The sequence below is a fragment of the Mesorhizobium loti genome (assembly GCF_003148495.1).
GTDB lineage: Bacteria > Pseudomonadota > Alphaproteobacteria > Rhizobiales > Rhizobiaceae > Mesorhizobium > Mesorhizobium loti.
Genome location: NZ_QGGH01000009.1, coordinates 140,100 through 165,562 on the forward strand (window position 1 = coordinate 140,100; position 25,463 = coordinate 165,562).

Consider the following 25,463-nt stretch of genomic DNA (forward strand, 5'->3'; position numbering starts at 1 on the left):
CTCAGGCCTCCCCGAACACCCGCTTGAAGATCGTGTCGACATGCTTGGTGTGATAGCCCAGGTCGAATTTCTCGCGGATTTCGGCTTCCGGCAGCGCTGCGATCACTTCCTTGTCGGCCAAAAGTTCTTCAAGAAAATCAGCGCCTTGCTCCCAAACTTTCATGGCGTTGCGCTGCACCAGCCGGTAGGAGTCTTCACGCGACAGGCCGGCCTGCGTCAGCGCCAGCATGACGCGCTGCGAATGCACGAGACCGCGGAACTTGTTCATGTTCTTCAGCATGTTCTCGGGATAGACGAGCAGCTTGTCGATGACGCCGGTCAGCCGTGACAGCGCGAAATCGAGCGTCACCGTGGCGTCCGGCCCGATCATGCGCTCGACCGAGGAGTGCGAGATGTCGCGCTCGTGCCACAGCGCCACATTCTCCATCGCCGGCAGCGCCATGGAGCGCACCATGCGGGCAAGGCCGGTGAGGTTTTCGGTCAGCACCGGGTTGCGCTTGTGCGGCATGGCCGACGAACCCTTCTGGCCCGGTGAAAAATACTCTTCCGCTTCCAGCACTTCGGTGCGCTGCAAATGCCGGATCTCGATCGACAGCCGCTCGACCGACGAGGCGATGACGCCCAGCGTGGCGAAGAACATGGCGTGGCGGTCGCGCGGGATCACTTGCGTCGACACCGGCTCGGGTTTCAGGCCGAGCTTCGCCGCCACATGTTCCTCGACATAGGGGTCGATGTTGGCGAAGGTGCCGACCGCGCCCGAAATCGCGCAGGTGGCGATGTCTTCGCGCGCATGCACCAGGCGCTCGCGGCACCGCGAGAACTCGGCATAGGCCTGCGCCAGCTTGACGCCGAAGGTCGTCGGCTCGGCATGGATGCCGTGGCTGCGGCCGATGGTGACGGTGTCCTTGTGCTCGAAGGCACGGCGCTTCAGTGCTGCAAGGAGGCCGTCGATGTCGGCGAGCAGGATGTCGCTGGCGCGGGTAAGCTGCACGGCAAAGCAGGTGTCGAGAACGTCGGAAGACGTCATGCCCTGGTGGATGAAGCGCGCATCCGGCCCGACGAATTCGGCAAGATGAGTGAGGAAGGCAATGACGTCATGCTTGGTGACGCGCTCGATCTCGTCGATCGCCTCGACATCGAATTTTGCCGCACTGCCCTTTTCCCAGATGGTTTTTGCCGCTTCCCTGGGGATGACGCCGAGTTCGGCCAATGCATCGCACGCATAGGCTTCGATCTCGAACCAGATGCGGAACCGGGTTTCGGGCGACCAGATGGCGACCATTTCCGGCCGGGAATAGCGAGGGATCATCGGTCAGTCCTGACGTATCGAGAAGTTTGCCCGCGTCCTAACAGAGGCGGGCAAAATGCTCAACGCTGCTGGCGCGCAAACCAGACGCCCGCGGCAAACAACGCGACGAAACCCAGCGGAAAATAAAGCCGGATGCCCAGCACGACGAACTGATAGAGCGCAATCAACGTCGTGAAGACGAACTGGAGGGCCCAGGTGTGGGTGAAAGCAGGTGCATGCCACTCGGCATAGTAGGAGCGGTACTGCAAGGCAAACAGCCCGCCGGTCAGGCCGATCGTCGCCGCGGCGAGGCACACGAACGCCGCCGCGAAGGCGACTTCCCAGCGCCTTCCCTGCGACACCAGCCGCGCCGCAAACAGGCCAATCGGAAAGGCCAGCGCAGCTCCCACTGCGAACAGCAAGGTGACAATGCGGATTTTCGCCGGTGTCTCCCAGTCGTCCAAAAACAGGGTGACGAGCGCACTGGCGCCCATCGTCACCGCCCACAACAAGGCGCCGAAAAACGCCGTGCGCGGCGTCGGTATCGCGTGGCGAAGGCGGTTCAGCGCACGATCGCGCCTGGCGGGTTGAACAAGCGGTGTCACAGCCGGCCGGTCACCGCGATCCAGCGAAAGTCCGGCCCCTCGAAGCCGTATTGGCGCACCGCGATCAGCACCGCATAGGTGCTCAGACTGTCGATTGAAAAGGTCTGCACGGCGCCGATGCGATAGCCGTTCGGGCAACCCCGGCTTTTCGGTATCGCCTTGTCCTCGTGCAGCAGCTTGGTGGTGCCGCCATCCTGCGCCTCTATGCGCAGCAGCCGGAAACCATTGATCTCGCCCTGGCTCTCGCAACCATCGGTGTTGTTCATGCCGACCTCATCGAGGCGGAACTCGAGCGGTGGGTCTACCGGCGAAAAGATCGGGCGCGGGTTGACCGCCATCCGGTGCGGATCGGCCGAAAGCTCGGTCACTGGGTTGAAACCCGCAGTGATGCCGCGGTTGGCGCTCAGCTCGGCCTGGCTGACAATGGCTTCGCCTTTTTGCCGGGCCTGAAGGCGCGCCGCGTCCAGTTTGGCATTCTCGTCCTCGAGCCGGACCCGGATCGGCGTGCCCTTGAGGAAGCTGTCGGTGCTGGTGTCGATGTAGTAGCGGTTGGCATAGGGAAAGCCCGATCCATCCTGCACGCCATATTCCTCGAAAGCGAAGACGCCGCCGTCCTTGGTGAAGCCGAGGATTTCAAGCTCGGCGACATCGCCGGCACGTGCGGCGATCGAGGTCGCAAACTGTGCAAGCAAGCCAACAGCAAACAGAAAGAGCATTCGCATCGGTCTTCACCCCCGTGATCGTTTCAATCCCCTAGCACGACGAAATCAAAACGTCGTGCAGTGCAAAAGCCGATGCATCCAATCGGCCCGTCATTTGTTAATGTCGGCAGTCCCAATGGAGAACCACCATGACCGACACCAGCAAAATTCGTGAGCATATGGAAGTCGTCGGCGCCGATGGCGTGCATGTCGGCACCGTCGACAAGGTCGACGGCCAGCGCATCAAGCTGACCAAGGCCGACAGCGGCGAGGGGGCTCACAAGGGCCATCATCATTACATTCCCCTGAGCCTGATTGCCGAGGTCGATGGCAAAAAGGTCTGGCTGTCGGCGAATTCCGATGTCGCGGTGACGTTCGAGGAAGAAAAGTCCGACCCGGTCTGATCAACCCTTCGCGTCACCCCAAGCGTGACGACCAGACCGGAAACAGATCGTTTTCGGCAGGCGTTGCTGCATAGACGCCGCGGCTGATGGCACGCGCCATCGTGGCACCGGCAGCGGCGTAAAGGTCGATTGCCGCGTCGGCGGAAAGTTCGATGCCGCTCGTGCCTGTCGCCAGCGCGAACACAAGGTCGCCGTCGGCCGGCGTGTGTGTCGGCCAGATGGCGCGCACGAACCCGTCATGCGCCGATATCGCCAGGCGCTTGGCGGCAGCCTTGGTGAGAACCGCATCGGTGGCAATGACGGCGATGGTGGTGTTGCCGCCGGTCTCCATCTGCCTGCCAAAATGCTTGTCGCGATATTTCAAAAGAATCTGCTTGGCGTCGTCCGGCATAGGCGAGGGATAGCCAAGCCCGCCGAATTCGTCGCCGATTTCGAACGGCGCCGCCCAGAAATGGCGGGTTCGGCTAACGGTTACCGAACCGGTCGGATTGACGGCGGCCAGCGCACCGATGGTGATGCCACTGTCCAGCAGCGTCGAGGCGGAGCCGAGACCGCCCTTCAGCCCTGAGGTCAATGCACCGGTGCCGGCACCGATCGTGCCGAGTTGGAAATCGACGGTGGCGGTTTGCACTGCTTCATAGCCAAACTCACGGTAGGGTGGATAACGGCCCCAATCCTTGTCGCCGCCATTGCGCAGGTCGAACAGGATCGCCGATGGCACGATCGGCACGCGAAAACCACCGACCTCCAGGCCGATGCCGCGTTCGCGCAACGCCGCCTGCACCCCGGATGCCGCGTCGAGGCCGAAAGCCGAACCGCCGGAAAGCACCACGGCGTGCACCACCTCGACCGAATTGTGCGGCTCGAGCAGATCGGTCTCGCGGGTGCCCGGCGCACCGCCCAGGATCTGGACGCCCGCCACCGTCGGCCCATCGCAAAGGATCGTCGTGACGCCTGATTTCAGCCTGGCATCCGACGCATTGCCGACGCGCAGGCCGGCAACGTCGGTGATCAGGTTGCGCGGGCCGGTGCGAAACATCAGTTGCTTTCCAAGGGCGCAAAGCGTGTGCCGTCGAAGCGGAAGACGCGATAGGGGCTCTGGCTGAGATCGCCTTTCGCATCAAAGCGGATCGGCCCGATCGCAGTGGTGAAATCCTGTTCGGTCAGGGCTTCAGCCAGCGGCTTGCCCGAGCTTTCAGACAAGCCTGCCGCCGCCTTGGCGATTTCGACCGCCGCAAAGGCCGGCAGCGTATAGCCGTCAGGCACGATCTTCTGCGTGGCGAAGGCTGCCAGAACTTTGGGGTCGGCGACATCGGCCCATTCCGGCGGTGCGATCATCAGTGTGCCCACGGCATAAGGCACATCGCCCGGCGGTGTGCGGAGATTTTCGCCGCCGGCAAAGACGATACCGGCCTGGAGCTGTGCGGCATCGCGGCCCATGATAGCGATGTCGTCGCCGTCGCCGCCGGCAAAAACATGCGTGGCGCCGGCCTTCTTCAGCCGACCGATCATGCCGATCTGATTGTCGAGCTGTGGCCGGAACGTGTCTGTGAATACCGGTTTCAGCGCCGCCTGCTCGGCCGCAGCCCGCAACGTTTCGGCGATTTCACGGCCATAGATGGTGCCGTCGTCGATGATGGCGAACAGCTCGTTCTGCCACAGATGGGTGAGGGCAGAGGCGACAGTGTTGCGCTCATCGTCGCCGCGCGGCCCGAGGCGATAGACCGGCCAGCCGGTCTTGGCGCGGCGGTCGGTCAGGCTTTCGGTTCGCACGCCAACGGTTATGACCGGAATGTTGGCGTCCTTCAGGATCGGCATCGCTGCCTCGATCGCCTCGGTGCAGAGAAAGCCGACCACGATATTGACCTTGGCCGCGACGAATTCCCTGGCCGCCGCAGCGCCGCCGTCGGCGGTGCAGGCGTCATCTACGGTCTTGAGTGCGATGCCGTTCGCTTCGGCCGCCAGACCGGTGCCGGCCTCGATCTGCTTGCCGAGAATGGCCGATGGTCCCGACAGGGGCGCGGCGACGCCGACCAGCAGCGTCTGGGCGCTGGCGGCGCTGGCCATGAACAGCCAGAACAGCGCCGCTATTGTTCTTGTCCTGGGTCGCATTCGAGCGATGAAGTCCTCCGTGCCGGTTCTAAGGTCCTGGCACTATTGCCGCCAAGACCTAAAGGCTGCCCGGCCTTGGTGCAACACGCGAATTTCGGGATATGGCTCAGGCACTTCGCTTGTGGCGGGCTATGTCTGGCCATATATGTCGGTAGGATCCTGACCATGGAAAATTTCCGGTGCTGAAGAAGAACGACATTGGGCCGCAGGCCTATCGCGACGCGATGAGCCACTTTGCCGGCCACGTCCATGTGGTCACCACCGACGGGCCGGCGGGCAAGCGCGGCGCAACGGTGATCGCCGCCTGTTCGGTATCGGACACCCCGCCGACCATTCTGGTCTGCCTCAACCGTGAAAATCTGAAGAACGAGCCGTTCGTGAAAAACGGCAAATTTGCCTTGAACACGCTGGCTTCGCACCAGGAGCCGCTGTCGGTCGGCTTTTCCGGCATCACCGGCTTGCCGGTCGAGGAGCGTTTCGCGCTCGGCGAATGGGACGTGATCTCCACCGGCGCGCCGACGCTGAAGGGCGCGCTCGCCGTGTTCGACTGCGAATTGATCGACACCAAGGACCTGGCCACCCATCGTGTGCTTTTCGGCAAGGTGACAGGCCTGCGGATGGGCGATAATTTGCGGCCGCTGATCTACCACGCCCGCAGCTACCACGTCCTGGAAAGCGGAGCGGCGGCGTTCACGGAGAAAGAATGACCGAGCTGAAACCGCGCGCCGCGCCGCGGACGATCGACGAGACGCTCGATCTCCTGACCGGCGCGGACTATGTGGCGGACCGGTCGCTGGCGACCGTGCTGTTCCTGTCGTTGCGCATGAAGCGGCCGCTGTTCCTCGAGGGCGAGGCCGGCGTCGGCAAGACCGAGATCGCCAAGGTGCTGGCGCAGGCGCTTGGCCGCCGGCTCATCCGCCTGCAATGCTATGAAGGCCTCGACGTTTCTTCCGCGGTCTATGAGTGGAACTACGCCGCGCAGATGATCGAGATCCGCATGGAGGAGGCGGCCGGCAAAGTCGAGCGCTCCGCCATGGAGCGCAATGTCTTCTCCGAAAAATACCTGATTCGCCGCCCGGTGCTCGATGCGCTGACCGGCAAGACGGGCGCTGCTCCAGTCTTCCTGATCGACGAGCTCGACCGTACCGACGAGGCCTTCGAAGCCTTCCTGCTCGAAATCCTGTCCGATTTCCAGGTGACGGTGCCCGAACTCGGCACCATCAAGGCGGAAGAACCGCCGATCGTCATCATCACCACCAACCGCACCCGCGAGATCCACGATGCGCTGAAGCGGCGTTGCCTCTATCACTGGGTCGACTATCCCAACGCCGAGCGCGAGCTGGAAATCGTGCGCCGCAAGGTGCCGCAGGCCAATCAGCGGCTTTCGGCCGAAGTGGTCTCCTTCATCCAGAAGCTGCGTCAGATCGAGCTGTTCAAGGTGCCGGGCGTCGCGGAAACCATCGACTGGGCCGGCGCGCTGACCGAGCTCGACAAGGTGGCGCTCGATCCAGAAACCGTATCCGACACGATCGGCGTGCTGTTGAAATACCAGGACGACATTGCCCGCATCGAACAGGGCGAAGGCCGGCGCATCCTCAACGAGGTGAAGGCCGAGCTTTCGGCGGCGGAGTAGGCGATGCCGCGCCCCGAACCGAAAGAAGCGACGGCGGATGGGCGGATCGCCGACAACATCGTCTATTTCGCCCGCACCTTGCGCAAGGCCGGCATGCGGGTCGGGCCGGCCTCGGTCAAGGATGCCATCGAGGCGGTGCTGGTCGCCGGCATAGGGTCGCGCGACGATTTCTACTGGACGCTGCACGCCGTGCTGGTGTCCAGGCATGAGGATCACGCCATTTTCGACGAAGCGTTCCGGCTGTACTGGAAGTCGCGCGAGCTGATCGAAAAGATGCTGGCGATGTTTTCGCCGGTGGCGCCCGACACCAGGGAAAAGCAGAAGCCCCGTCCTGCCGAGAACCGCGTCAGCCAGGCGATGTTCGAGGGCCACCAGAAGAACCAGCCGCGCCAAGAAATCCCCGAGATCGAGGTCGACGCCCGCTTCACCTTCTCCGGCAACGAGGTGCTGCGGGCCAAGGATTTTGCCCAGATGAACGCCGCCGAAATGGCCGACGCGAAAAAGGCGATCGCGCAACTGCGGCTGCCTTTCGACATGGTGCGGACGCGGCGCTTCAAGGCCGACGCGCATGGCCGCCGCATCGATCCGCGCGCCATGATGCGTTCGGCCGCGCGCACCGGCGGCGAACTGATCCTGCCAAAATTCCGCTCACCGCGCGAAGTTCATCCGCCGCTGGTGGTGCTGGCCGACATTTCCGGCTCGATGAGCCAATACACGCGCATTTTCCTGCATTTCCTGCACGCGCTCACGGAAAAACGCCGGCGCGTGCACACGTTCGTCTTCGGCACAAGGCTGACCAACCTGACCCGGCAGATGCGCCATCGCGACCCGGATGCCGCACTTGCCGACTGTTCGGCGGCGGTCAAGGACTGGTCGGGCGGCACCCGCATCGGCGACACACTGGCCGAGTTCAACCTGATATGGTCGCGGCGCGTGCTGGGGCAGGGCGCGGTCGTGCTTCTGATCACCGACGGGTTGGAGCGTGACGATGTCGGCGGCCTGTCGGAGGAAATGGAGCGCTTGCACAAATCCTGCCGGCGGTTGATCTGGCTGAACCCATTGCTGCGCTTCGACGGTTTCCAGGCGCGCGCCCGTGGCGTCAAGGCGATGCTGCCGCATGTCGACGAGTTCCGCTCGGTGCACAATCTCGATGCGCTCGCCGATCTCTGCGCGTCGCTGGACAAGAAATCGATACAATCCGTCGATCCGCGCCGATGGCTGGACGCTGGCGCGAGGCACGCCGCATAACCATATCTTTCCAATCCGAAAACGGATCCTCGAGAAAAACAGACTCCTAGAGAAACGGTCATGGAAAACAGCATTTATCTGGATGAGGCCCGCGATCCGCTGATCATCGCGGAAGGCTGGATGAAGGACGGCAAGGACGTGGCCATCGCGACAGTGGTCGAGACCTGGGGTTCGGCGCCCCGGCCTGTAGGCAGCCATCTGGTCATCGACGCGGACGGCAATTTCCACGGCTCCGTTTCGGGCGGCTGCGTCGAAGGCGCTGTTGTCACCGAGGCCATCGACGTCATCGACAGCGGCAAGGCCAGGATGCTGGAGTTCGGTGTCGCCGACGAAACCGCCTGGCAGGTCGGCCTGTCCTGTGGTGGCCGCATCAAGGTGTACGTGGAAAGGCTGGGCTGATCTCGAATGGATCCCTACGCGCTGAAAACGCTCAACGCCGAACGCCGTGCCCGCCGTGCGGCGATCCTTGTCACCGATCTCGGTGATGGTCGCGACCGGATCGTGCGCGAGGGCGATCCGGTCGCCGGCGATCTCGGCGCCGCGATTGCCAAGGCGTTCCGCACCGGCAATTCCGGTTCGGTCGAAGCAGAGGGGCGGACTTTCTTTCTCAATGCGCATCTGCCGCAGCCGCGCCTCGTGGTGATCGGTGCCGTACACATCAGCCAGGCGCTGGCGCCGATGGCCAGGATTGCCGGCTACCCCGTGGAGATCATCGATCCCCGCACCGCCTTCGCCACGCCGGACCGCTTCCCTGACGTGGCGCTTCATGCCGAATGGCCGGAGGATGTGCTGAAGCGCCAGCCGCTCGACAGCTACACCGCACTTGTCGCTGTCACCCATGACCCGAAGGTCGATGATTTCGCTCTGAAAGCCGCGCTCGATGCCAACTGCTTCTATGTCGGCGCACTGGGCAGCCGCAAGACGCACGCCAAGCGGGTCGAACGCCTGCTGGCGCTGGGCGCAACCGCTGACCAGATCGCCCGTATCCATGCGCCGATCGGGCTCGATATTGGTGCTGCCAGCCCGGCCGAGATCGCCGTTGCGGTGTTGGCGCAAGCGATCCTCGCCTTCCGTTCGCGCGGGCTGGACGCAAAAGGCGCGGCGGCGTGAAATTCGGCCCGATCCCGATTGAGACGGCGGAAGGCGCGGTGCTGGCGCACGCCACCACCGCCGGCGAATGCCGCTTTCGCAAGGCACACAGGCTGAGCGCCGAAGATGTGGCGCTGCTGCGGGCCGCCGGCATTTCGCAGGTCGTTGCAGCCGTACTGGCCGCCGACGACCTCGGCGAGGATGCCGCCGCTCAACGAATAGCCGAAAGCATGACCTTTCGCGGCATCGAGGCCAGGTCGGCCGCGACCGGGCGGGTCAATCTCCATGCCAAAGCGTCGGGCATCTTCACGGTCGATGCCGCCATGATCGATGCCATCAATGCCATCGATCCGGCCATCACCATCGCCACACTGGCGCAGCATGCACCGGTCGAGAAGGGCCAGATGGTCGCGACGGTGAAGATCATTCCCTTCGCGGTCAGTTCGGCGTTGGTCGACGCCGCGACGAAAATCTGCGCCGGTGGCGAGATCTTTGCCGTCAATGCCTACCGGCCCGTGCGTGTCGGCGTCATCCAGACGGTTCTGCCCGGTATCAAGCCTTCCGTGCTCGACAAGACGCTGCGCGTCACCGAAGCGCGGCTGGCGCGTACGGGCGGCAGGCTGACGGCGGAGCGCCGCACGCCGCATGAGATCGCGCCGGTGGCGGAAGCCGCGGTCTCCCTGGCGCGCGACAATGACATGGTGGTGATCTTCGGCGCCTCGGCGATGAGCGATTTCGCCGATGTCGTTCCGGCGGCGATCGAGAAGGCGGGCGGTACCGTCGTCCGCGCGGGCATGCCGGTCGATCCCGGCAATCTGCTGGTGCTGGGTACACTCAACGGCAAGCGCGTCATCGGTGCGCCGGGTTGCGCCCGCAGCCCGAAGGAGAACGGCTTCGACTGGGTGCTCGACAGGCTGATCGCCGGCCTCGACGTGACCGCCAGGGATATTGCCGGCATGGGGGTCGGCGGGCTGCTGATGGAAATCCCGACACGGCCGCAGCCGCGCGAACCGCTGCCGGTCAAAAGCCAGCTCAAGGTTGGCATCGTGCTTCTGGCGGCGGGACGGTCGAGCCGCATGGGCGGGCCGAACAAGCTGCTGGCGCTGTTCGACGGCAAGCCGTTGGTGCGCCGCACCGCCGAGCGGGCGCTCGGCTCGAAGGCATCGGGCACGATTGTCGTCACCGGCCACCAGCGCGAGCGGGTGCGTGCGGCGCTGGCGGGCCTCGACGTGACCTTCGCCGACAATCCCGACTTTGCCGAGGGCCTGTCCACCTCGCTGAAAGCCGGCATTGCCTATCTGCCGGAAGGTTGCGCCGGCGTGATGATCGTTCTCGGCGACATGCCTGACATCACGTCCGACGACCTCGACAGGTTGATCGATACCTTCCGCAAGGCCGGCGGCAATGCGGTGGTCCGCGCCTCGCATGACGGCACGCGCGGCAACCCGGTGCTGTTGCCGCGTTCGCTGTTTCCGGCGATCGCCCATCTGGAAGGCGACACCGGCGCCCGCCATCTCGTCGAGGCCGAAGGGTTCGATGTCATCGACGTCGAGATCGGCGCGGCGGCGTCTGTCGATGTCGACACGCGCGAGGCGCTGGAAGACGCAGGCGGCGTGCTGCAGGATTGACAAACCCAAGCCGAATTACGCATGCCTGAGGGATGACTTTTCACTTTCTCAGATATTTCTACGTCCTTGCAACCGCGGCAACACTGGTGTCGTCGGTCGCTGAAGGTCAGACGCTCACGTTAAAACCTTTCAAGGACGATCTCTTCGCCTATCCGGCCACGCTGTCGTCCGACAGCAACGGCGCCTACACGGTCCTCGATTACCGCGAGCTGCGCGATATCAACCAGCGTGACCAGGTGCCCGAGCGCCGGGTGAACGCCCAATACACCGACACCAGCGTTCGCAAGGTGCAGCAGGACCTGTTGCTGAAAACCGATGCCGGCGATGTCAGGCATGTCGCCGTCGGCAAGACCGAGGGCGCCGGCATCATCGTGCTTTACCTGCACGGGCAGGGCGGCAGCCGCAAGCAGGGCGTCGACGACTTCACCTTCGGCGGCAATTTCAACCGGCTCAAAAACCTGATGGCCGGCAATGGCGGCCTCTATCTCAGCCCGGACTTTCCCGATTTCGCCGATACGGGAGCGGCGCAGGTCGCTGCCCTGATCGGTCACTACGCCGAACAGTCGCCCGGCGCGAAGATCTTCGTCGCCTGCGGCTCGATGGGCGGCGCGCTCTGCTGGAAGCTGGCCGCGCGCAAGGACACAGGCGGCCGCATCAATGGGCTGCTGCTGCTCGGCTCGCTGTGGGATGAGAGCTTTTTCACCAGCCCTGCCTTCAAGCGCCGCGTACCGGTCTTTTTCGGCCAGGGCAGCCACGACGTGGTGTTCCCGGTGGCAAATCAGGAAGCGTTCTTTCGCTCGATCCTGGCCAAATCGAAGGCCTATCCAACCCGTTTCATCCGTTTCGAGACCGGCACCCATGGCACGCCGATCCGCATGACCGACTGGCGCGGCACGCTCAACTGGATGCTGTCGAAGGCGCCCTGATCGGTGCTGCCGGCAAGTCCGTGTGGCGCTCAAGGCGCGGTGTTGTAGTCGACAACCGTCTGCGGATTTTGCTCGCCGTCATAGGACGCATCGACGTCGTACTGGACCAGCGAGAAATTGCCGTTGCTAAACAGATACGTCCCCGCGTCGGACGCATCGCCGACGCCGCGCCACTTGTTGAACGTGGTGATCGTGTGGGCAGCCTCGTCATAGTCGGAATTGACCGCCCAGCCGGACGTCTGGAAACCGACGATAGTCATGCCCAGCAATTTGCCGTCGCTGTCATTGTTTTCGTAGCGGATGTCCATCTTGGGTTCGGCGAACTGCAATTGCTGCACGCCCGAGACGTCGTCGGTCATGTAGTAAATCGAGCTTTCATTGTAGGCCGCGGCCGAGCAGGAAAAATGGAACAGCCGTGTCTCCTTGTCGGGATCGCCGGGCTGCGCATCCTTGTCCTTGTATTTGATCGAAAAAACGGTCGGCTCATCGGCGAGGAACTGCTTGTCGCACTGGTCGCCATAGGTCGCCAGAAAGGCTTTCTTGGCCTGCTCCAGTGCGGTGTCTTTCTTCGGCGGTGGTGGGCCGTCGCCGCAGCTAGGCGGCAGCGCCTCCTCGAAATCGGCGGTGGAGGGTTTCAGCGCGCCTTTTTCGATGTGGATCGGATCGAAGGGCGGAGCCGCCTGGATCTGGGCATTCACCTGGCGCAGCGTATAGCAGCCAGCAAACACCTTTTCGCCGCCGCTCTTGTCGGTGGCGCGGATGGCGACGGGGACGTTGTAGAAAATGCTGCCGGCCGCACCTTCGTCGGAGACAGCTCCGGTGGCGACCTCGACCTTGTCGGTGCCGTCATAACCCTTGACGAAACTGTCGAAATCCTTTGCCGGCTTTGTATCGCCGAAATAGCCCCACGCACGGGCGAATTCGTGCCGGCTGATGGCGCTGTAGAGCGAACGGACAACCGCATCGGCGCTCGACCGGTCGTCGACATAAGGCGCTTCGGGTGCATCTTCGGCGGCCAATGCCGTCTGGCCGATCGGGGCAAGGGAGAGAAAGGCAGTCGCTGCGAAAAGGGCGCGTCTCATCGGGAATCTCCGCTCGATGGGCAGATTCTACTCTGGCGATTGCGGCAACGTGGTGACGCGGCGTCGGCAGTCTTGAAAAATCCTGCGCGAAGGCGCTACGTCGCGTCCGCCGGCGTTCGGCCGGGCAGGAGATTTGACGTGACGATATCGATGTATGAGGCATCCGTGCCTGTGTTTTCAGCCAGGCTGAAAGCACTTTCCAATGTGCTGGCGACCGCCGAACAGAATGCGCTTGACCGCAAGATCGATCCGCAGGTGTTTTTGACCTCTCGGCTGGCGCCCGACATGTACGCTCTGACCCGGCAGGTGCAGATCGCCACTGATCACGCCAAGGGCGCGCCGTCCCGGCTCGCCGGTCGCGAAGTGCCGAGATACGAGGACAATGAGGCGAGTTTCGCCGATATCCAGGCACGCATCACGAAGACCCTGGACCTTCTGACGACGTTTTCGGCTGCCGAGTTCGAGGGCTCCGACGACAAGATCATCGAGCTGAAGCTTGGCGGACGCGAAAGTTCGATGCCTGGCATGCAGTATCTGCTGCATGTGGCCATGCCCAACTTCTATTTCCACCTCACCACGGCTTACGACATCCTTCGCCACAATGGCGTGCCGTTGGGCAAGGCGACGTTCCTGGGAGCGCGCTGAGGATTGACTTTTCGAGATGTCCCGGACTGATCCGGGACATCTGACGACTCCGATGGTAGTTAGCGAATGGACATTTCGCGGGCGATGCGCGGAAAATCGGCCGGCTTGATGCCGATGTCGGCGCGGTCGGCATTGCTCATTGCATGGAGAAGTGCGAGCGCCGAGCGGTATCTCAGATGTTCCTGCGGGCGCGGCCGGGCGAACATTTCAGTGAAGAAACCCATGATTTAGGCTCCAGTTTGGTCCTCCACGCCAGCCAGTATAGGTGAATCGTGACAATTGTGCAGTGCAGCATTTGCATGCCTGCCATGTCTTGGCGAATTTTTTTCGCCATTTCCTGAATCGATCGAAACTTTTGCGCGCCGCGCACCGTAGGCTCGAATGCTGGCTACATGGCCGGCTTTTCCTCGCCACTCCTGGCGAATTCCGGACTGCATGAAAGTGCAGTCCGGCTTTTTGTTTTTGGGATTGAGGAGGTTGAAGCGGCGAACACGCGCAACGGCTAAATTCGTTAAGATCGGTGGCATGCATTTTTAACGAGCCGGTTCTATGCTCTGAAGCTTGCACGGTCGGGCAAGAGGGAGGCTGACATCGCTACTGGCGCCAAGCGGGATTTCGCTTCGTTGCTCGACGACCTCTTCGTCGCTTCCGACAAGGGCGACGGAATTGGGGATGACGAGATCGAGGGCGAAGAGGCCGGCGCTCGTCCATCCATCCCGTTCGACTATCTCTCGGTGGCCGATGAACTCCATTCCGGCCGCATCAAGGTTTCGGGCAGCGGCTTTGCCACTGAATATCGCGAGGCGGGTGCTGATCTGGCGACCGAATTCGCCGCCTTGCTCGATCATGCCAAACTGGTTCTCGCCGGCGAAGAACCAAAGCCCGAGGAAAAGCTGCCGCCGATGGATCCCGAATCCATCGCGGTCGAACTTGGCCTCAACCAGCCCAAGCAGATCGCCGACTTCAGCCGCATGCGCCGCAGCTTTGCCTTTGCCAACCATCCCGACCGTGTCGCCCCGCATCTGCGCCAGCGCGCCATGATCCGCATGCAGGTGGCCAACATGCTGATCGACGAAGCCAAGCGCCGCGCGCTGGCCGGCGCTCGCCGCTAAACGCAGCTGGTTCACGCAAAAGTCGGTCTGCCGAGGCTTGGAGAGCGCCTCTGCTTTGCCTATAGATGCGCTTCCTCCCGCGCTACCGCGCACGCTTTCCCTCCGGAGCAGAATTCCATGCACAAGCGCCGTCTCGGTCGGACCGATCTTCTTGTTACCCAGATCTGCCTGGGCTCCATGACCTGGGGCCAGCAGAACACCGAGGCCGAGGGCCACGCCCAGATGGACCTGGCCTTTTCGCGCGGCGTCAATTTCATCGACACCGCCGAGCTCTACCCGATCCCGCCCAAGGCCGAGACACAAGGGCGGACCGAAAAGATCATCGGCAGCTGGATGAAGGCCAATCGCAACCGCGACAAGGTGATCCTAGCCTCCAAGGTTGTTGGCCGCACGGCCAACCGCTGGTTTCGCGGCGACAGGCCATCGCAGCTGGTGCGCGCCGATATTTTTGACGCCGTCGACAAGTCACTGGCCAAGCTCGGCACCGACTATCTCGACCTCTATCAGATCCATTGGCCCGAACGCGACATTCCCTGGGGCGCCAACCCGACGCGCGTCGGCGCCGTATCGCCGCGCGCCGATTCTGTCGGCGCTCCGGCTGACGAAACGCCGATTGCCGAGACGCTCGCCGTGTTCGACGAACTGGTGAAGGCCGGAAAGATCCGCCATTTCGGCCTGTCGAACGAGAGTTCCTGGGGTGTGATGCGGTTCCTTGCGGAGGCTGACAAAGGGATCGGACCCCGCGTCGCGTCGATCCAGAACGCCTACAATCTCGTCAACCGCACCTTCGAGGTGAATCTTGCCGAGGTCTGCGAGCGCGAGCAGGTGTCGTTGCTCCCCTATTCGCCGCTGGCGCAGGGCTACCTCACCGGCAAATACGACCATGGCGCGCGCCCGCAAGGGTCGCGCTCGCAGCTGTTCAACCGCGGCCAACGTTACGAGACGCCCAATGCCGCTGAAGCACAGCTCGAATACAATGAGCTGGCGCGCTCCTTTGGCCTGGAACCGGCGCTGTTTGCCAATGCCTATGTCTCGAGCCGGCCGTTCGTGACCTCGAACATCGTCGGCGCCACCACCATTTCGCAGCTCGACATGGCGCTGTCTTCCGTCGAAATCGTCTGGACCGAAGAGATGCAGAAAGCGGTGGACGCGATCCACCAGCGGGTCGGCAATCCCTGTCCTTGAACGGGATTGGCTGCGGCCGATTACTCAATTATTACAAGGGAGCCGGGCAATCATGAATTTTCCGATCGAGCTGGTCCGCGAAAGATTTCCGGCACTGTCCCTGGCCGACAAGGGCCGCCGCCGCATCTATCTCGATAACCCTGCCGGCACGCAGGTGCCACAGGCAGTCGCCGACGCCGTGTCGCGCTGTCTTTTGACCACCAATGCCAATCTTGGCGGCTATTTCGAAACGACGATTGCCGCGCAAGTTGTCGTCGATGAGGCGCATCAGGCGATGGCCGATTTCCTTGGCGCCGCGAGCCCCGAGGAAATCATCATCGGCGCCAACATGACGACGCTGACCTACCACATGTCGCGCACGCTCGGCCGCACGATGAAGCCCGGCGACGAGATCATCCTCACCCGCATGGACCATGAGGGCAACGTATCGCCCTGGCTGCAGCTGGCCGAGGACCTCGGCCTCGTCGTGCGCTGGCTGCCGTTCGACGAAAAGAGCTGGCAGGTCGAAGAGGCGACGCTGGCTGGTCTGCTTTCCGAGAAGACACGGCTGGTTGCGTTGAACTACGCCAGCAACCTGACCGGTTCCATCAATCGCGTGAAGGCGCTGACCGCCATCGCCAGGAACGCCGGCGCGCTGGTCTATGTCGATGCCGTGCAGTTCGCGCCGCACGGTTTGATCGATGTTCGGGAACTCGGCTGCGATTTCCTGATCTGTTCGGCTTACAAATTCTTCGGTCCGCACATGGGCATTTTGTGGGGACGGCGCGACGTCATCGATGACTTGCAGCCCTACAAATGCCGCTGTTCGTCCAATGGCCTGCCGGAGCGGTTTGAACTGGGTACACCGCAGATCGAGCTGATGGCCGGGCTCACCGCCGCGGTCGACTACTTTGCCGACCTTGGCGCGGCGGCAGGCGAGGGCGGTTCAAGAAGGCAGAAGATTGCCAAGGCGTTTGCGGTTTCGATCGCCTATGAAAACCCGCTGGCGCAACAGCTGATCGACGGCCTCTCCGACATTTCAGGTCTGACCATCCACGGCATCACCGATTCGAAGCGGCTCAGCGAGCGCGTGCCGACGGTTTCCTTCACCGTCGACGGTATCGTGCCGGAGACGATCGTTCGGCAGATGAATGCCGAAAACATCTTCCTGTGGTCGGGGCACAACTACGCCTGGGAGATCGTCCACCAATTGGGCATTCCGGCCGAGCATGGCGTCGTGCGCATCGGCATTGCCCACTACAACACTACAGCCGAAATCGACGAGACGCTGGAGAGTGTGCACCGGGTTATCGCCATGCTCAGGCAGCAGCGCTCCTGACGCTGGCTTGAGCATTCATCGCGTCTTGCCGCCGAAGCCGGTGAGGAACGCAGTGAGGTTGTCACCGAGTTCGTCGCAGAGGTAGCCGCCCTCCTGGACGATGACCGTCGGCAGGCCGAGCTTGGCGATGGCCTCGCCAATGCGCGAGAAGCCAGGCGTCGACACCGAAAGCCCCCCGAACGGATCGCCTTCGAACGCATCGAGGCCGAGCGCCACGACCAGCGCGTCCGGCGAAAAGGCACGGATGCGCTGGAACGCCACCTCGAGCGCTGCGAGAAACGCCGCGTCGGCGGATTTGCGCGGCAGTGGCAGGTTGAAATTGTAGCCGAGGCCGGGGCCTTCGCCGCGCTCGTCGGCATGGCCCCAGAAGAACGGATAGAAGCGCACCGGATCGGCATGCAGCGAGACGGTGAGTACGTCCGGCCGCGTATAGAAGATCCCTTGCGTGCCGTTGCCGTGATGCAAGTCGACATCGAGGATCGCCACGCGCGACGCCGTCCTGCGCAAGACCTGCGCGGCAACGGCCGAGTTGTTGATGAAACAGAAGCCGCCGGCGACGTCGGCGAAGGCATGGTGGCCAGGTGGGCGGCACAGAGCGTAGGCGGCCGGCGCGCCTGACATCACCGCCTCGGCCGCGTCCACCGCGCTCCAGGCGCTCCACAGCGCGCTCTGCCATGTTTCGCCCGAGATCGGGCAAGCGGTGTCGGCCATGTGATAACCGGCCTGGCCGACCGCCGAGGCCGGATAGGAGCCGTTGCGCGCAATCGGATGGATGTTCGGGATCACTTCGGCCGACGCGCCGTCGATGCGCTGCCAGCGCGTGTAGATATGCTCGAGGAAATCAAGATATTCCGGCGTATGCACCGCCGCGACCGGACCGAGCCCGTGATCCCGAGGCCGCTCGATCGTGCATCCCGCAGATAATGCGCCGGCTAATAATCTCTCGACGCGCTCCGGCATTTCCGGATTGGGCTGTGCCGCACCGCTCGAAAGAAAGGCCTTGGGGTCGTGGCGCTTCTGTTCCTCGGCATAGAAGGCTTTCATTCCTGATCCCCATTTTCGGCCGCGTCGGCGAACGCAAAGAACGCCTCGCCGATGATCTTCTGCGTTTGCTCGTAGCTCGACCAGGCGATGCCCAGCCTCTCGTAGAAGGCCTTGGCACCTTCATTGTCGGTGTCGACGGACAGCCGGAGATAGACGCCACCTTCCTTCCGGCACTGCGCCGCAACATGCCGCAGCAGCCGCTCGCCGATCTTGCGGCCGCGGAACCGATCCTCGACATAGAGATCCTGCACATAGACGCCAGGCCGCCCCATCCAGGTCGAAAAGATCGGAAAATGCAGGCACAGGCCGGCAAATTCCCCGTCCACTTCGGCGATCAGGGTCGAGAAGGCGGGCTTTTCGCCAAAGCCATAGGTGCGCAGATCATCTGCTGTCGAAATGATCTCCTCGGGCGCGCCAATATGCGTGCCGAGTTTCAGGATCGCCGTGTGGATCGTTTCGACGTCTTCCACTCGGCCGGGGCGTAACAGGACGTCATCGGATGTTGGATTGGTCACGGTCGTCTCTCAAAACGCCACCCGGTCGCCGCCCTTGAGCGCCAGCATGTCGCGCGCTTCGGTGGGCGTGGCAACCTCCAGCGACAGCCCGTCGAGAATGCCACGGATACGGCGCACCTGATCGGCATTGGATTTCGCCAGCTGGCGGCCGTCATAGAGACTGTCTTCCAGCCCGACCCGGACATTGCCGCCCATCGCCGCGGCGATCGAGATCAACGGCATCTGCTGGCGGCCGGCGGCCAGCACGGAGAACTGGTAGCTGTCGCCAAACAATTTGTCGGCGATCCGCTTCATATGGACGAGGTTGTCAGGGTCGGCGCCGATGCCGCCCAATACGCCCAGCACGAACTGGATGAACAGCGGTCCCGACACCAGACCCCGGTCGCGGAAATGCGCCAGCGAATAGAGATGGCCGACATCGTAGCATTCGAATTCGAAGCGCGTGCCGCAGCCCTTGCCCAACCGCTCCAGCACGCCCTCCATATCGGCAAAGGTGTTCTTGAAGATGGTGTCCCGGGTGGCTTCGAGCAGCTTCGGCTCCCATTCGTGCTGCCATTCCCTCGATTTGTCGAGCATCGGGAACAGCGCGAAATTCATCGAGCCCATGTTGAGTGAGCACATTTCGGGTTCGGCCCTTAGCGGTGCAGCCAACCGCTGGTCCAGAGTCATCAGCGACGAGCCGCCGGTGGTGATGTTGATCACCGCATCGGTCGCCTGCTTGATGCGCGGCAGGAACTGCATGTAGACGTCCGGATCGGCGGTCGGGCGGCCATCCCTGGGGTCACGGGCGTGCAGATGCAGGATCGAGGCGCCGGCTTCGGCCGCCGCAATCGCGTCGGCGGCGATCTGGTCCGGCGTCACCGGCAGATAGGGCGACATCGACGGCGTGTGCACCGAGCCGGTGACGGCGCAGGTGATGATGACTTTGCGCGGCGCCATTCTTTTACCCCTGGCCTTCGACCGGCAGGTCGAGTTCAGAGGCCAGAACCTCCAGCGAGTCGCCGATGATGGAGACGATCTCGCCGACCTGTTCCCTGGTGACGATCATCGGCGGCGCGACCATGAAATTGTCGCCGTCGACGCCGCCCTTGACCCTGCGGCCATAGATGATCAACCCGCGCTCATAGGCGAGGTCGAGCAGCCTCTGCGTGGCCTTCTTGGTCTGGTCGATCGGCCTCAGGGTCTCAGGATCGGCAACCATCTGGGCGCCGGTGAGCAGGCCCTTGCCGCGCACGTCGGCGATGAACGGAAACCGCTTCGCCAGCCCCTTCAGCCCGTCCATCAGCACGTCGCCCATGGCAGCCGCATTGGCGATCAAGCCGAGTCGGTCCATTTCGCTGAGCACGGCCAGTCCGGCGGCGCAAGCCAGCGGGTTGCCGGCATAGGTGTGGCCGTGCTGGAAGCCGCCCGCGTCGAGCAGCGGCTGCACCAGCCGCATCGGGGCGGCCAGCGCGCCAAGCGGCGCATAGCCCGAGCCCAGCCCCTTTGACAGCGCGACGATGTCGGGCTTGCAGTTCCAGTGGTCGCCGCCGAGGAATTTGCCGGTGCGGCCGGCCCCGCTCATCACTTCGTCATGGATGAGTAGGATGCCGTAGCGGTCGCAGATCTCGCGGATGCGTGGATAATAGCTGTCCGGCGCCACCAGGGCCGCGGTCGCAGCACCTCCGATCGGCTCCATGATGAAGGCCACCACGCTGTCCGGGCCCTCGGCCAGGATCTTCTCCTCCAGCATGTCGGCATAGCGGATGCCGCGCTGTTCCATCGAGAGATTGTCGCGGTCGCGCCAGGCATTCGGCGCCGGCACGGTCGGCATCACCCGCATCATCGGCTCGAACGTTTCGGCCAGCGCATCGTCGCCGGTGATCGAGAGCGAACCCAGCGTGCCGCCATGATAGGAGGGAAAGCGCGTGATCACCTTCCAGCGGCTGGCCTGGCCGGTGGCGACCGCCCATTGCCGCGCCAGCTTGATACAGGATTCCGTCGCTTCCGAGCCACCGGAGACGAAGAAGATGCGGTCCATGCCTTCCGGCAGCTTGCCGGCGAGCTCCCGCGCCAGCTCTTCCGCCGGCTCGTTCTCGAAATGCAGGCGATAGGCGAAGGTGGCGCGGTCCATCTGCCGCTTCATGGCATCCAGCACGTTGCGGTTGGAGTGGCCGATATTGGCGACCATCGGGCCGCTCGAGCCGTCGATGAAGCGGCGGCCGTCCTGCGTCCACATATAGATGCCCTCGGCGCGGTCGATCAGCGGCCGGCGCAGGCTCGACAGATAGAACAGATGCGACTGGCGCCGGGCTTCGGTTTCTTGAGCGGCGGTCTGGACTTTCGACATGTCAGGGCTTTCCAAGGTAACGATCGAGGACATTGCGGGTGACGCGTTCGACCATCGGGTCTTGTCTTAGCAGGCCGGCGACCCATTCGCAGCTTCCGGCATGGAACACCTCGCCTTTGCCGCGTGGGAAATTGACGATCATGCCGTTGCCGCGTTTGACCTTTTCCAGATTGGCGTCGCTCGCCTCGCCGAACAAAGTCTCGGCGGTGAAGCGGCCATCCTCGTCGGTGAGGAACTGGTCCTCGATCGGGATGTCGGCGCTTTCCTCGACCTGGGATGCCATGCCGACGGCGAGAACCTGCAGGCCAACAGGCGCACCGCTGGTCGCCGTGGGGTAGGGCAGGCCGCCGCGTATCTCGAACTCGAGCCCGTCGACCTCATAGCCATAGACATGGCTGTCGGCGCCCAGCAGGTCACCATAGTAGATGCCGGTGCCGGCGAACGCCCAGTGTTCCGGCCGGTAGACCGGAAAGCCACGCACACCGCGCGGCGCGCAGCCGCCCCAGCCGGCATAGAGGCCGCGGGTCGCGTTGAGCCCGAAGGTCGCGGATCCTGGCCGGCCGATTTCCGGCGCCTCCCAGGAGTTGGTGGCGCGGGTGACGTCGCCGCCCGGGAGATAGGCCGGGTCCTCGGCACGCGAGCGATATTTGTAGCAGACCTGCCTGCGGCCCTCGTCCTCCAGCCGCGTCTGCCACATGAAATTGCCGGCAAAGCGCGCCGCATGACCACCGCGCTCGACATAGGTGTCGACGGCGTCGCGCATCTCCCAGGTCCAGTATTCGTCATGACCGACGAAGACGGCGCAGTCGTAACCGTCGAGAGTTTCCGGCGAAAAATGCAGATCATGCTGGCTGGCGAGATCGACTTGATAGCCGGCTCGTTCGGCGAAGCGGAAGAAGTGGCTGTCATAACTGGCCCAGCCCGACGAAGCGTATTTCTTCGAATGGCCGGTGGCGAGCGCCCACTCCATATGCGGATAGCGCGGCACGGTCTTCGGTGGCACGGCGACTTCCAGCGGTACGCGCGGCGCGTCTTTCGGCAGCACGACGAAGCCGCGACACCACGGGCGCTGCGTCGACACGATGGGTGAATACTGATTGCGATCCGGCCCGGTAATGCCCTGGTAGTGGTTGGAACCGCCCCAGGTGTTGTAAGCCAGCCAGGTGCCCGTCGCCGCCACCTGCAGCACACGGCCGGGTTTCTTGCCTGGCTGCGGGCTGACGATGAAAATATGGTGGCATTGGATCGGCTTGCCGTCGCGACCGTCTGCGGTCAGCGTGACCCGGTAGGCACCGGACGGCCAGCCGTTCCCGACACGGAATTCGAACGACGCTTCCCAGCCGCAACCCTCGGCTGAACACTGGTCAGGACTGTCCTGCCAACGCGACGCGATGCCCAATTTCTCGAACACTTTGGTCTCGGTGCCGCCGTCGCGGATGATCGCCATGCTGAAGGACGGCGCCGTCGAACTGACATGAAGCGTCACCGTTTCGCCGGCGCGATAGGAAAAACGGTCGCTGTAGCACCAGATCTCACCGCGCTCGCCATCCATGCCTGGCCACTCGTAGTAATGGCCGCGCACCGCGTGCCGGCGCTGCTCCGGCGTCAGTCCGAAATCGGGGAATTCCGTGTTTGGTCTGGTCATGGTCACACTCAGGCGGAAAGGTATTTCTTGAGGAAGGTGCGCGTGCGTTCCTTCTGCGGCGCGCGGAACATGTCGCCGGGCGGGCCTTCCTCGACGATCACGCCGCCATCCATGAACAGCACCCTGTCCGCCACCTCGCCGGCGAAGCGCATCTCATGCGTTACGATGAGCATAGTCATGTGTTCGGCGGCAAGCTGTTTCATCACCGCGTTGACCTCGTCGACCAGTTCCGGATCGAGCGCCGAGGTGGCTTCGTCGAACAGCATCACCTTGGGCTGCATCGCCAGCGCACGGGCAATCGCCACACGCTGCTTCTGGCCGCCCGAAAGCCGCGAAGGATAGGCGTCGATCTTGTCGGCGAGCCCGACCTTGGACAAGAGGCTATGCGCCAGCGCATGCGCGTCACTTTTGGTCATTCCTTTGAGGATGATCGGTCCCATGGAAATGTTCTCGAGCACGGTCAGATGCGGAAACAGATTGAAGTGCTGAAACACCATGCCCATCTGCTGGCGCACCTTGTTGATGTGCCGCTCGAAGGCCTGGCCGTGCAAGGGCTGGTTGACCTGCACGCCGTCGAGCCAGACTTCACCGGAATTCAAGGATTCCAGATGGTTGATGGAGCGCAGCAGCGTGCTCTTGCCGGAGCCGCTCGGCCCGATGATCGCGACGATCTGACCGCGATCGACAGACAGGTCGATACCTCTGAGGACCTCGACGGCGCCAAAGGATTTGCGCGCGCCGCGAACCTCGACCATGGGCCGCTGCGTGCTCATCGGGAAGCCTCCACATGTCTTTCAAACAGGCGCAAAGCCGCCTCGAGCACAAGGTTGAGAATGTAGTAGAGCGCCGCGGCTGTGATGTAGAACTCGAAAGGGCGGAACGTTTCGCTGATCGCCAGCTGGGCCGAATGGACCAGCTCGGCGATGCCGATGACCGAGACGATCGAGGATTCCTTCAACAGCGCGATCAGGTTGCCGCCGATCGGCGGTGCGGTGTTGCGGATGGCTTGCGGGATCACGACATGACGCAGCGTCTGCCATTTGCCGAAGCCGATGCTGCGCGCGCCCTCCGTCTGGCCGACATCGACGGCCACGATGCCGGCGCGGATGATGTCGGCATTGTAGACGGCAAAGTGCAGGCCAAGCCCAACAATGCCGGCGGCCAGCGCAGGGATGTCGATGCCGATCTGCGCTAGGCCGAAATAGATCAGGAACAGCTGCAGCAGCAGCGGCGTACCCATGAACACCCACATGAGCGCGCGCACGGGATAGGCAACGATCTTCGGGGCATAGAGCACGGTGACCGCAAACAGGATGCCGCCGACGAAGCTGAGCGCGCCCGCCGAAACAGTCAGCACCGCGGTCCACCAGGCGCCGATCAGCAGAAGGTCCCAGTAGGGCGCGACGACGGTGAAATCCAAACCTTGCATCGTGCTCTCTCCGGTCAGACGATGGCGAAGCGTTTGTCGAGCAGGTCGACGACCCGCGCGACCGCGTAGACCATGATCATGTAGAGCAGGGCTGCAACGCCGAAGATCTCGAACGGCTTGTAGGTGGAGCCGATGAAGCGCTGGGCGGTGTAGGTCAATTCGACGACTGAAATGGTCGACACAAGTGCTGATCCCTTCAACAAAGCAACCGTATTGACCCCGAGCGGCCGGATCATCAGCCGCGCGGCCTGCGGCAGCACGACCTTGCGCAGCGTCTGGAAACGGCTGAAGCCGATTGTGCGGGCAGCCTCGGTCTGGCCTCTGTCGACCGCGACCAGCGCGCCACGGATCGATTCCGCCATATAGGCGCCGATGTTGAGGCCGAGGCCGATGACGCCGGCGGCGAACGGCTCCAGATTGATCCCGATCTGCGGGCCGCCGAAATAAAGCACGAAGAGCTGGATCAGGCACGGCGTGCCGCGAAACAGGCTGACATAGAGCGTGCCGATGGTCCGCAGGATTGCCGACCTCGACATCTTGGCGGCCGCGGCTAATGCCGCAGCCGCAAGGCCCAGGATCAGGGCCAGCACCGTGATCTCGATCGTCACCAGGGCAGCTTCCACGAAGAACGGGAAGACACGCTGCATCAAGGAGAAATCCATGAAAGGGCCCAGCAGGAGTGACGCTTCAGACGGCTTTGGCCGCCTGAAACCAGGGAGGGGTCAGCGGATGTCGCTGCCGACCCATTTCATCGAGATCTTTTCGTAGCTGCCGTCCGCCAGCATGTCGTCCAGCGCCTTCTGCATGGCAGCCTTGAGCTCAGGATTGTCCTTGCGGATGGCGATGCCGATGGCAACAGCGCCGCCTTCGATATCGGGCGTGTTGAGCTTGCGGACCTTCTCGCCCGTCTCCTTGACGGCAACCATGACCGGAATGTTGTCGACGACGATGGCGTCGACACGGCCGGCCCTCAGCTCCAGCAGCAGTTCCGGCAGGCCCTTGTAGGTGCGGATATCCCAGCCGCCCTTTTCGCGTGCCCATTTCTCGTGCGTCTCGCCCAGCGTCACACCAATGGTCTTGCCCTTGAGGTCGTCGAGGCTCTGCACCTTGGACGCCTCGCTGACAAAAACGGCGCGGCCGGCGTGGTAGTAAGGCCCGACGAAATCGACCACCTTTTCGCGCTCGGGCGTGATCGTCATCGAGCCGACGACGGTGTCGTATTTGTTGGCGAGCAGCCCGGCGATGATGCCGTCCCAGGCCGTGGTGATAATGGTGCCCTTGACGCCGATGCGCTCGGCGATGGCCTTGCCGATATCGGCGTCGAAGCCGACGACTTCATTCTGGTCGTTGACGAAGTTGAAGGGTGGATACTGACCGCTCATGGAAATCTTCAGCTCGCCCGCAGCCTTGATCTTCTCGAGGTCGTCGGCCCTGGCCGAAACGGCCGTGAAGGTCGACGCAAGCAGCAGGGCCGCAACGGCGATGCCGGAAAATACTCTGTTCATCTGATTTCCTGTCCTCTGGA

Annotated in this window: 28 protein-coding genes; 12 read left to right on the top strand and 16 right to left on the bottom strand. The window is 63.2% G+C overall.

Annotated features, from left to right (window positions below; translation table 11 throughout):
• Position 1 precedes the first annotated feature (1 nt).
• The 3 genes from purB to C8D77_RS26565 form a co-directional block, all read right to left on the bottom strand.
• Positions 2-1,309 carry an adenylosuccinate lyase gene (gene purB, locus C8D77_RS26555; RefSeq protein ID WP_109669667.1) on the bottom strand — a complete coding sequence of 436 codons (1,308 nt, stop codon included), beginning with the start codon at positions 1,307-1,309 and terminating at the stop codon, positions 2-4.
• A gap of 59 nt (positions 1,310-1,368) precedes the next feature.
• Complete coding sequence (locus C8D77_RS26560; protein WP_109669836.1) at positions 1,369-1,782, bottom strand: hypothetical protein; 414 nt, start codon at positions 1,780-1,782, stop codon at positions 1,369-1,371.
• Between the two features lie 107 nt (positions 1,783-1,889).
• Positions 1,890-2,615 (bottom strand): DUF2259 domain-containing protein, encoded by a 726-nt coding sequence (locus tag C8D77_RS26565; RefSeq protein WP_109669669.1) that lies wholly within the window; start codon positions 2,613-2,615, stop codon positions 1,890-1,892.
• Between the two features lie 128 nt (positions 2,616-2,743).
• On the opposite strand from C8D77_RS26565, the gene C8D77_RS26570 reads away from it, so the two are divergent.
• Positions 2,744-2,998 carry a DUF2171 domain-containing protein gene (locus tag C8D77_RS26570; RefSeq protein WP_013532118.1) on the top strand — a complete coding sequence of 85 codons (255 nt, stop codon included), beginning with the start codon at positions 2,744-2,746 and terminating at the stop codon, positions 2,996-2,998.
• Positions 2,999-3,011: 13 nt separating this feature from the next.
• On the opposite strand, the gene C8D77_RS26575 is transcribed toward C8D77_RS26570, so the two are convergent.
• A complete protein-coding gene (locus tag C8D77_RS26575) occupies positions 3,012-4,037 on the bottom strand; it encodes a P1 family peptidase (RefSeq protein ID WP_109669672.1) in 1,026 nt (341 codons plus the stop codon).
• Positions 4,037-5,110 (bottom strand): branched-chain amino acid ABC transporter substrate-binding protein, encoded by a 1,074-nt coding sequence (locus tag C8D77_RS26580; RefSeq protein WP_109669675.1) that lies wholly within the window; start codon positions 5,108-5,110, stop codon positions 4,037-4,039. The genes C8D77_RS26575 and C8D77_RS26580 overlap by 1 nt, the downstream gene beginning before the upstream one ends.
• 179 nt (positions 5,111-5,289) lie before the next feature.
• Between C8D77_RS26580 and C8D77_RS26585 the strand changes: the two genes are divergently transcribed.
• From C8D77_RS26585 to C8D77_RS26615, 7 genes are read left to right on the top strand one after another with little or no spacing between them, the layout of a single operon-like run.
• A complete protein-coding gene (locus C8D77_RS26585; protein WP_109669677.1) occupies positions 5,290-5,817 on the top strand; it encodes a flavin reductase in 528 nt (175 codons plus the stop codon).
• Complete coding sequence (locus tag C8D77_RS26590; protein WP_023810354.1) at positions 5,814-6,743, top strand: AAA family ATPase; 930 nt, start codon at positions 5,814-5,816, stop codon at positions 6,741-6,743. The genes C8D77_RS26585 and C8D77_RS26590 overlap by 4 nt, the downstream gene beginning before the upstream one ends.
• A gap of 3 nt (positions 6,744-6,746) precedes the next feature.
• Positions 6,747-7,991 (top strand): vWA domain-containing protein, encoded by a 1,245-nt coding sequence (locus C8D77_RS26595; RefSeq protein WP_109669680.1) that lies wholly within the window; start codon positions 6,747-6,749, stop codon positions 7,989-7,991.
• A 60-nt stretch (positions 7,992-8,051) separates the two neighbouring features.
• On the top strand, positions 8,052-8,390 hold the full coding sequence (locus C8D77_RS26600; RefSeq protein ID WP_056594403.1) for an XdhC family protein: 339 nt from the start codon (positions 8,052-8,054) through the stop codon (positions 8,388-8,390).
• 6 nt (positions 8,391-8,396) lie between these two features.
• Positions 8,397-9,101 (top strand): XdhC family protein, encoded by a 705-nt coding sequence (locus C8D77_RS26605; RefSeq protein WP_109669683.1) that lies wholly within the window; start codon positions 8,397-8,399, stop codon positions 9,099-9,101.
• Positions 9,098-10,708, top strand: a complete 1,611-nt coding sequence (locus C8D77_RS26610) for an NTP transferase domain-containing protein (protein ID WP_109669685.1) — start codon at positions 9,098-9,100, stop codon at positions 10,706-10,708. Before C8D77_RS26605 ends, C8D77_RS26610 begins: the two co-directional genes overlap by 4 nt.
• A 32-nt stretch (positions 10,709-10,740) precedes the next feature.
• Positions 10,741-11,634: an alpha/beta hydrolase gene (locus C8D77_RS26615; protein WP_109669688.1), complete on the top strand. Its 894-nt coding sequence runs from the start codon at positions 10,741-10,743 to the stop codon at positions 11,632-11,634.
• A 29-nt stretch (positions 11,635-11,663) separates the two neighbouring features.
• Here the strand turns inward: C8D77_RS26615 and C8D77_RS26620 are convergent, their stop codons facing one another.
• Entirely contained in the window at positions 11,664-12,716 is a 1,053-nt protein-coding gene (locus C8D77_RS26620) for a DUF1176 domain-containing protein (protein WP_109669690.1), read from the bottom strand.
• A 138-nt stretch (positions 12,717-12,854) separates the two neighbouring features.
• On the opposite strand from C8D77_RS26620, the gene C8D77_RS26625 reads away from it, so the two are divergent.
• Positions 12,855-13,361 carry a DUF1993 domain-containing protein gene (locus C8D77_RS26625; protein WP_109669693.1) on the top strand — a complete coding sequence of 169 codons (507 nt, stop codon included), beginning with the start codon at positions 12,855-12,857 and terminating at the stop codon, positions 13,359-13,361.
• A gap of 59 nt (positions 13,362-13,420) precedes the next feature.
• On the opposite strand, the gene C8D77_RS26630 is transcribed toward C8D77_RS26625, so the two are convergent.
• Positions 13,421-13,585 (bottom strand): hypothetical protein, encoded by a 165-nt coding sequence (locus C8D77_RS26630; RefSeq protein ID WP_109669696.1) that lies wholly within the window; start codon positions 13,583-13,585, stop codon positions 13,421-13,423.
• A 399-nt stretch (positions 13,586-13,984) separates the two neighbouring features.
• On the opposite strand from C8D77_RS26630, the gene C8D77_RS26635 reads away from it, so the two are divergent.
• From C8D77_RS26635 to C8D77_RS26645, 3 genes are all read left to right on the top strand, one after another.
• Positions 13,985-14,473, top strand: coding sequence for a hypothetical protein (locus C8D77_RS26635; protein WP_109669699.1), 489 nt, complete (start codon positions 13,985-13,987; stop codon positions 14,471-14,473).
• 117 nt (positions 14,474-14,590) lie between these two features.
• Positions 14,591-15,658 carry an aldo/keto reductase gene (locus tag C8D77_RS26640; RefSeq protein ID WP_109669702.1) on the top strand — a complete coding sequence of 356 codons (1,068 nt, stop codon included), beginning with the start codon at positions 14,591-14,593 and terminating at the stop codon, positions 15,656-15,658.
• Positions 15,659-15,710: 52 nt separating this feature from the next.
• Entirely contained in the window at positions 15,711-16,976 is a 1,266-nt protein-coding gene (locus tag C8D77_RS26645) for a cysteine desulfurase-like protein (RefSeq protein ID WP_109669704.1), read from the top strand.
• 15 nt (positions 16,977-16,991) lie between these two features.
• On the opposite strand, the gene C8D77_RS26650 is transcribed toward C8D77_RS26645, so the two are convergent.
• From C8D77_RS26650 to C8D77_RS26690, 9 genes are read right to left on the bottom strand one after another with little or no spacing between them, the layout of a single operon-like run.
• On the bottom strand, positions 16,992-18,020 hold the full coding sequence (locus C8D77_RS26650) for a histone deacetylase family protein (RefSeq protein ID WP_109669706.1): 1,029 nt from the start codon (positions 18,018-18,020) through the stop codon (positions 16,992-16,994).
• Entirely contained in the window at positions 18,017-18,535 is a 519-nt protein-coding gene (locus tag C8D77_RS26655) for a GNAT family N-acetyltransferase (RefSeq protein ID WP_164548705.1), read from the bottom strand. The genes C8D77_RS26650 and C8D77_RS26655 overlap by 4 nt, the downstream gene beginning before the upstream one ends.
• Positions 18,536-18,544: 9 nt before the next feature.
• Positions 18,545-19,474: a 3,5-dioxohexanoate:acetyl-CoA acetone transferase gene (gene kce / locus C8D77_RS26660; protein ID WP_109669709.1), complete on the bottom strand. Its 930-nt coding sequence runs from the start codon at positions 19,472-19,474 to the stop codon at positions 18,545-18,547.
• Positions 19,475-19,478: 4 nt separating this feature from the next.
• Positions 19,479-20,864: an aminotransferase family protein gene (locus tag C8D77_RS26665; protein ID WP_109669712.1), complete on the bottom strand. Its 1,386-nt coding sequence runs from the start codon at positions 20,862-20,864 to the stop codon at positions 19,479-19,481.
• Position 20,865: 1 nt separating this feature from the next.
• Positions 20,866-22,509 (bottom strand): N,N-dimethylformamidase beta subunit family domain-containing protein, encoded by a 1,644-nt coding sequence (locus C8D77_RS26670; protein ID WP_109669715.1) that lies wholly within the window; start codon positions 22,507-22,509, stop codon positions 20,866-20,868.
• 8 nt (positions 22,510-22,517) lie between these two features.
• Positions 22,518-23,282, bottom strand: coding sequence for an amino acid ABC transporter ATP-binding protein (locus C8D77_RS26675; RefSeq protein ID WP_109669717.1), 765 nt, complete (start codon positions 23,280-23,282; stop codon positions 22,518-22,520).
• On the bottom strand, positions 23,279-23,938 hold the full coding sequence (locus C8D77_RS26680) for an amino acid ABC transporter permease (protein ID WP_109669720.1): 660 nt from the start codon (positions 23,936-23,938) through the stop codon (positions 23,279-23,281). Before C8D77_RS26680 ends, C8D77_RS26675 begins: the two co-directional genes overlap by 4 nt.
• A 14-nt stretch (positions 23,939-23,952) precedes the next feature.
• On the bottom strand, positions 23,953-24,600 hold the full coding sequence (locus C8D77_RS26685) for an amino acid ABC transporter permease (protein WP_109669723.1): 648 nt from the start codon (positions 24,598-24,600) through the stop codon (positions 23,953-23,955).
• 60 nt (positions 24,601-24,660) lie between these two features.
• Positions 24,661-25,443, bottom strand: coding sequence for an ABC transporter substrate-binding protein (locus C8D77_RS26690; protein WP_109669726.1), 783 nt, complete (start codon positions 25,441-25,443; stop codon positions 24,661-24,663).
• Positions 25,444-25,463: the final 20 nt, after the last annotated feature.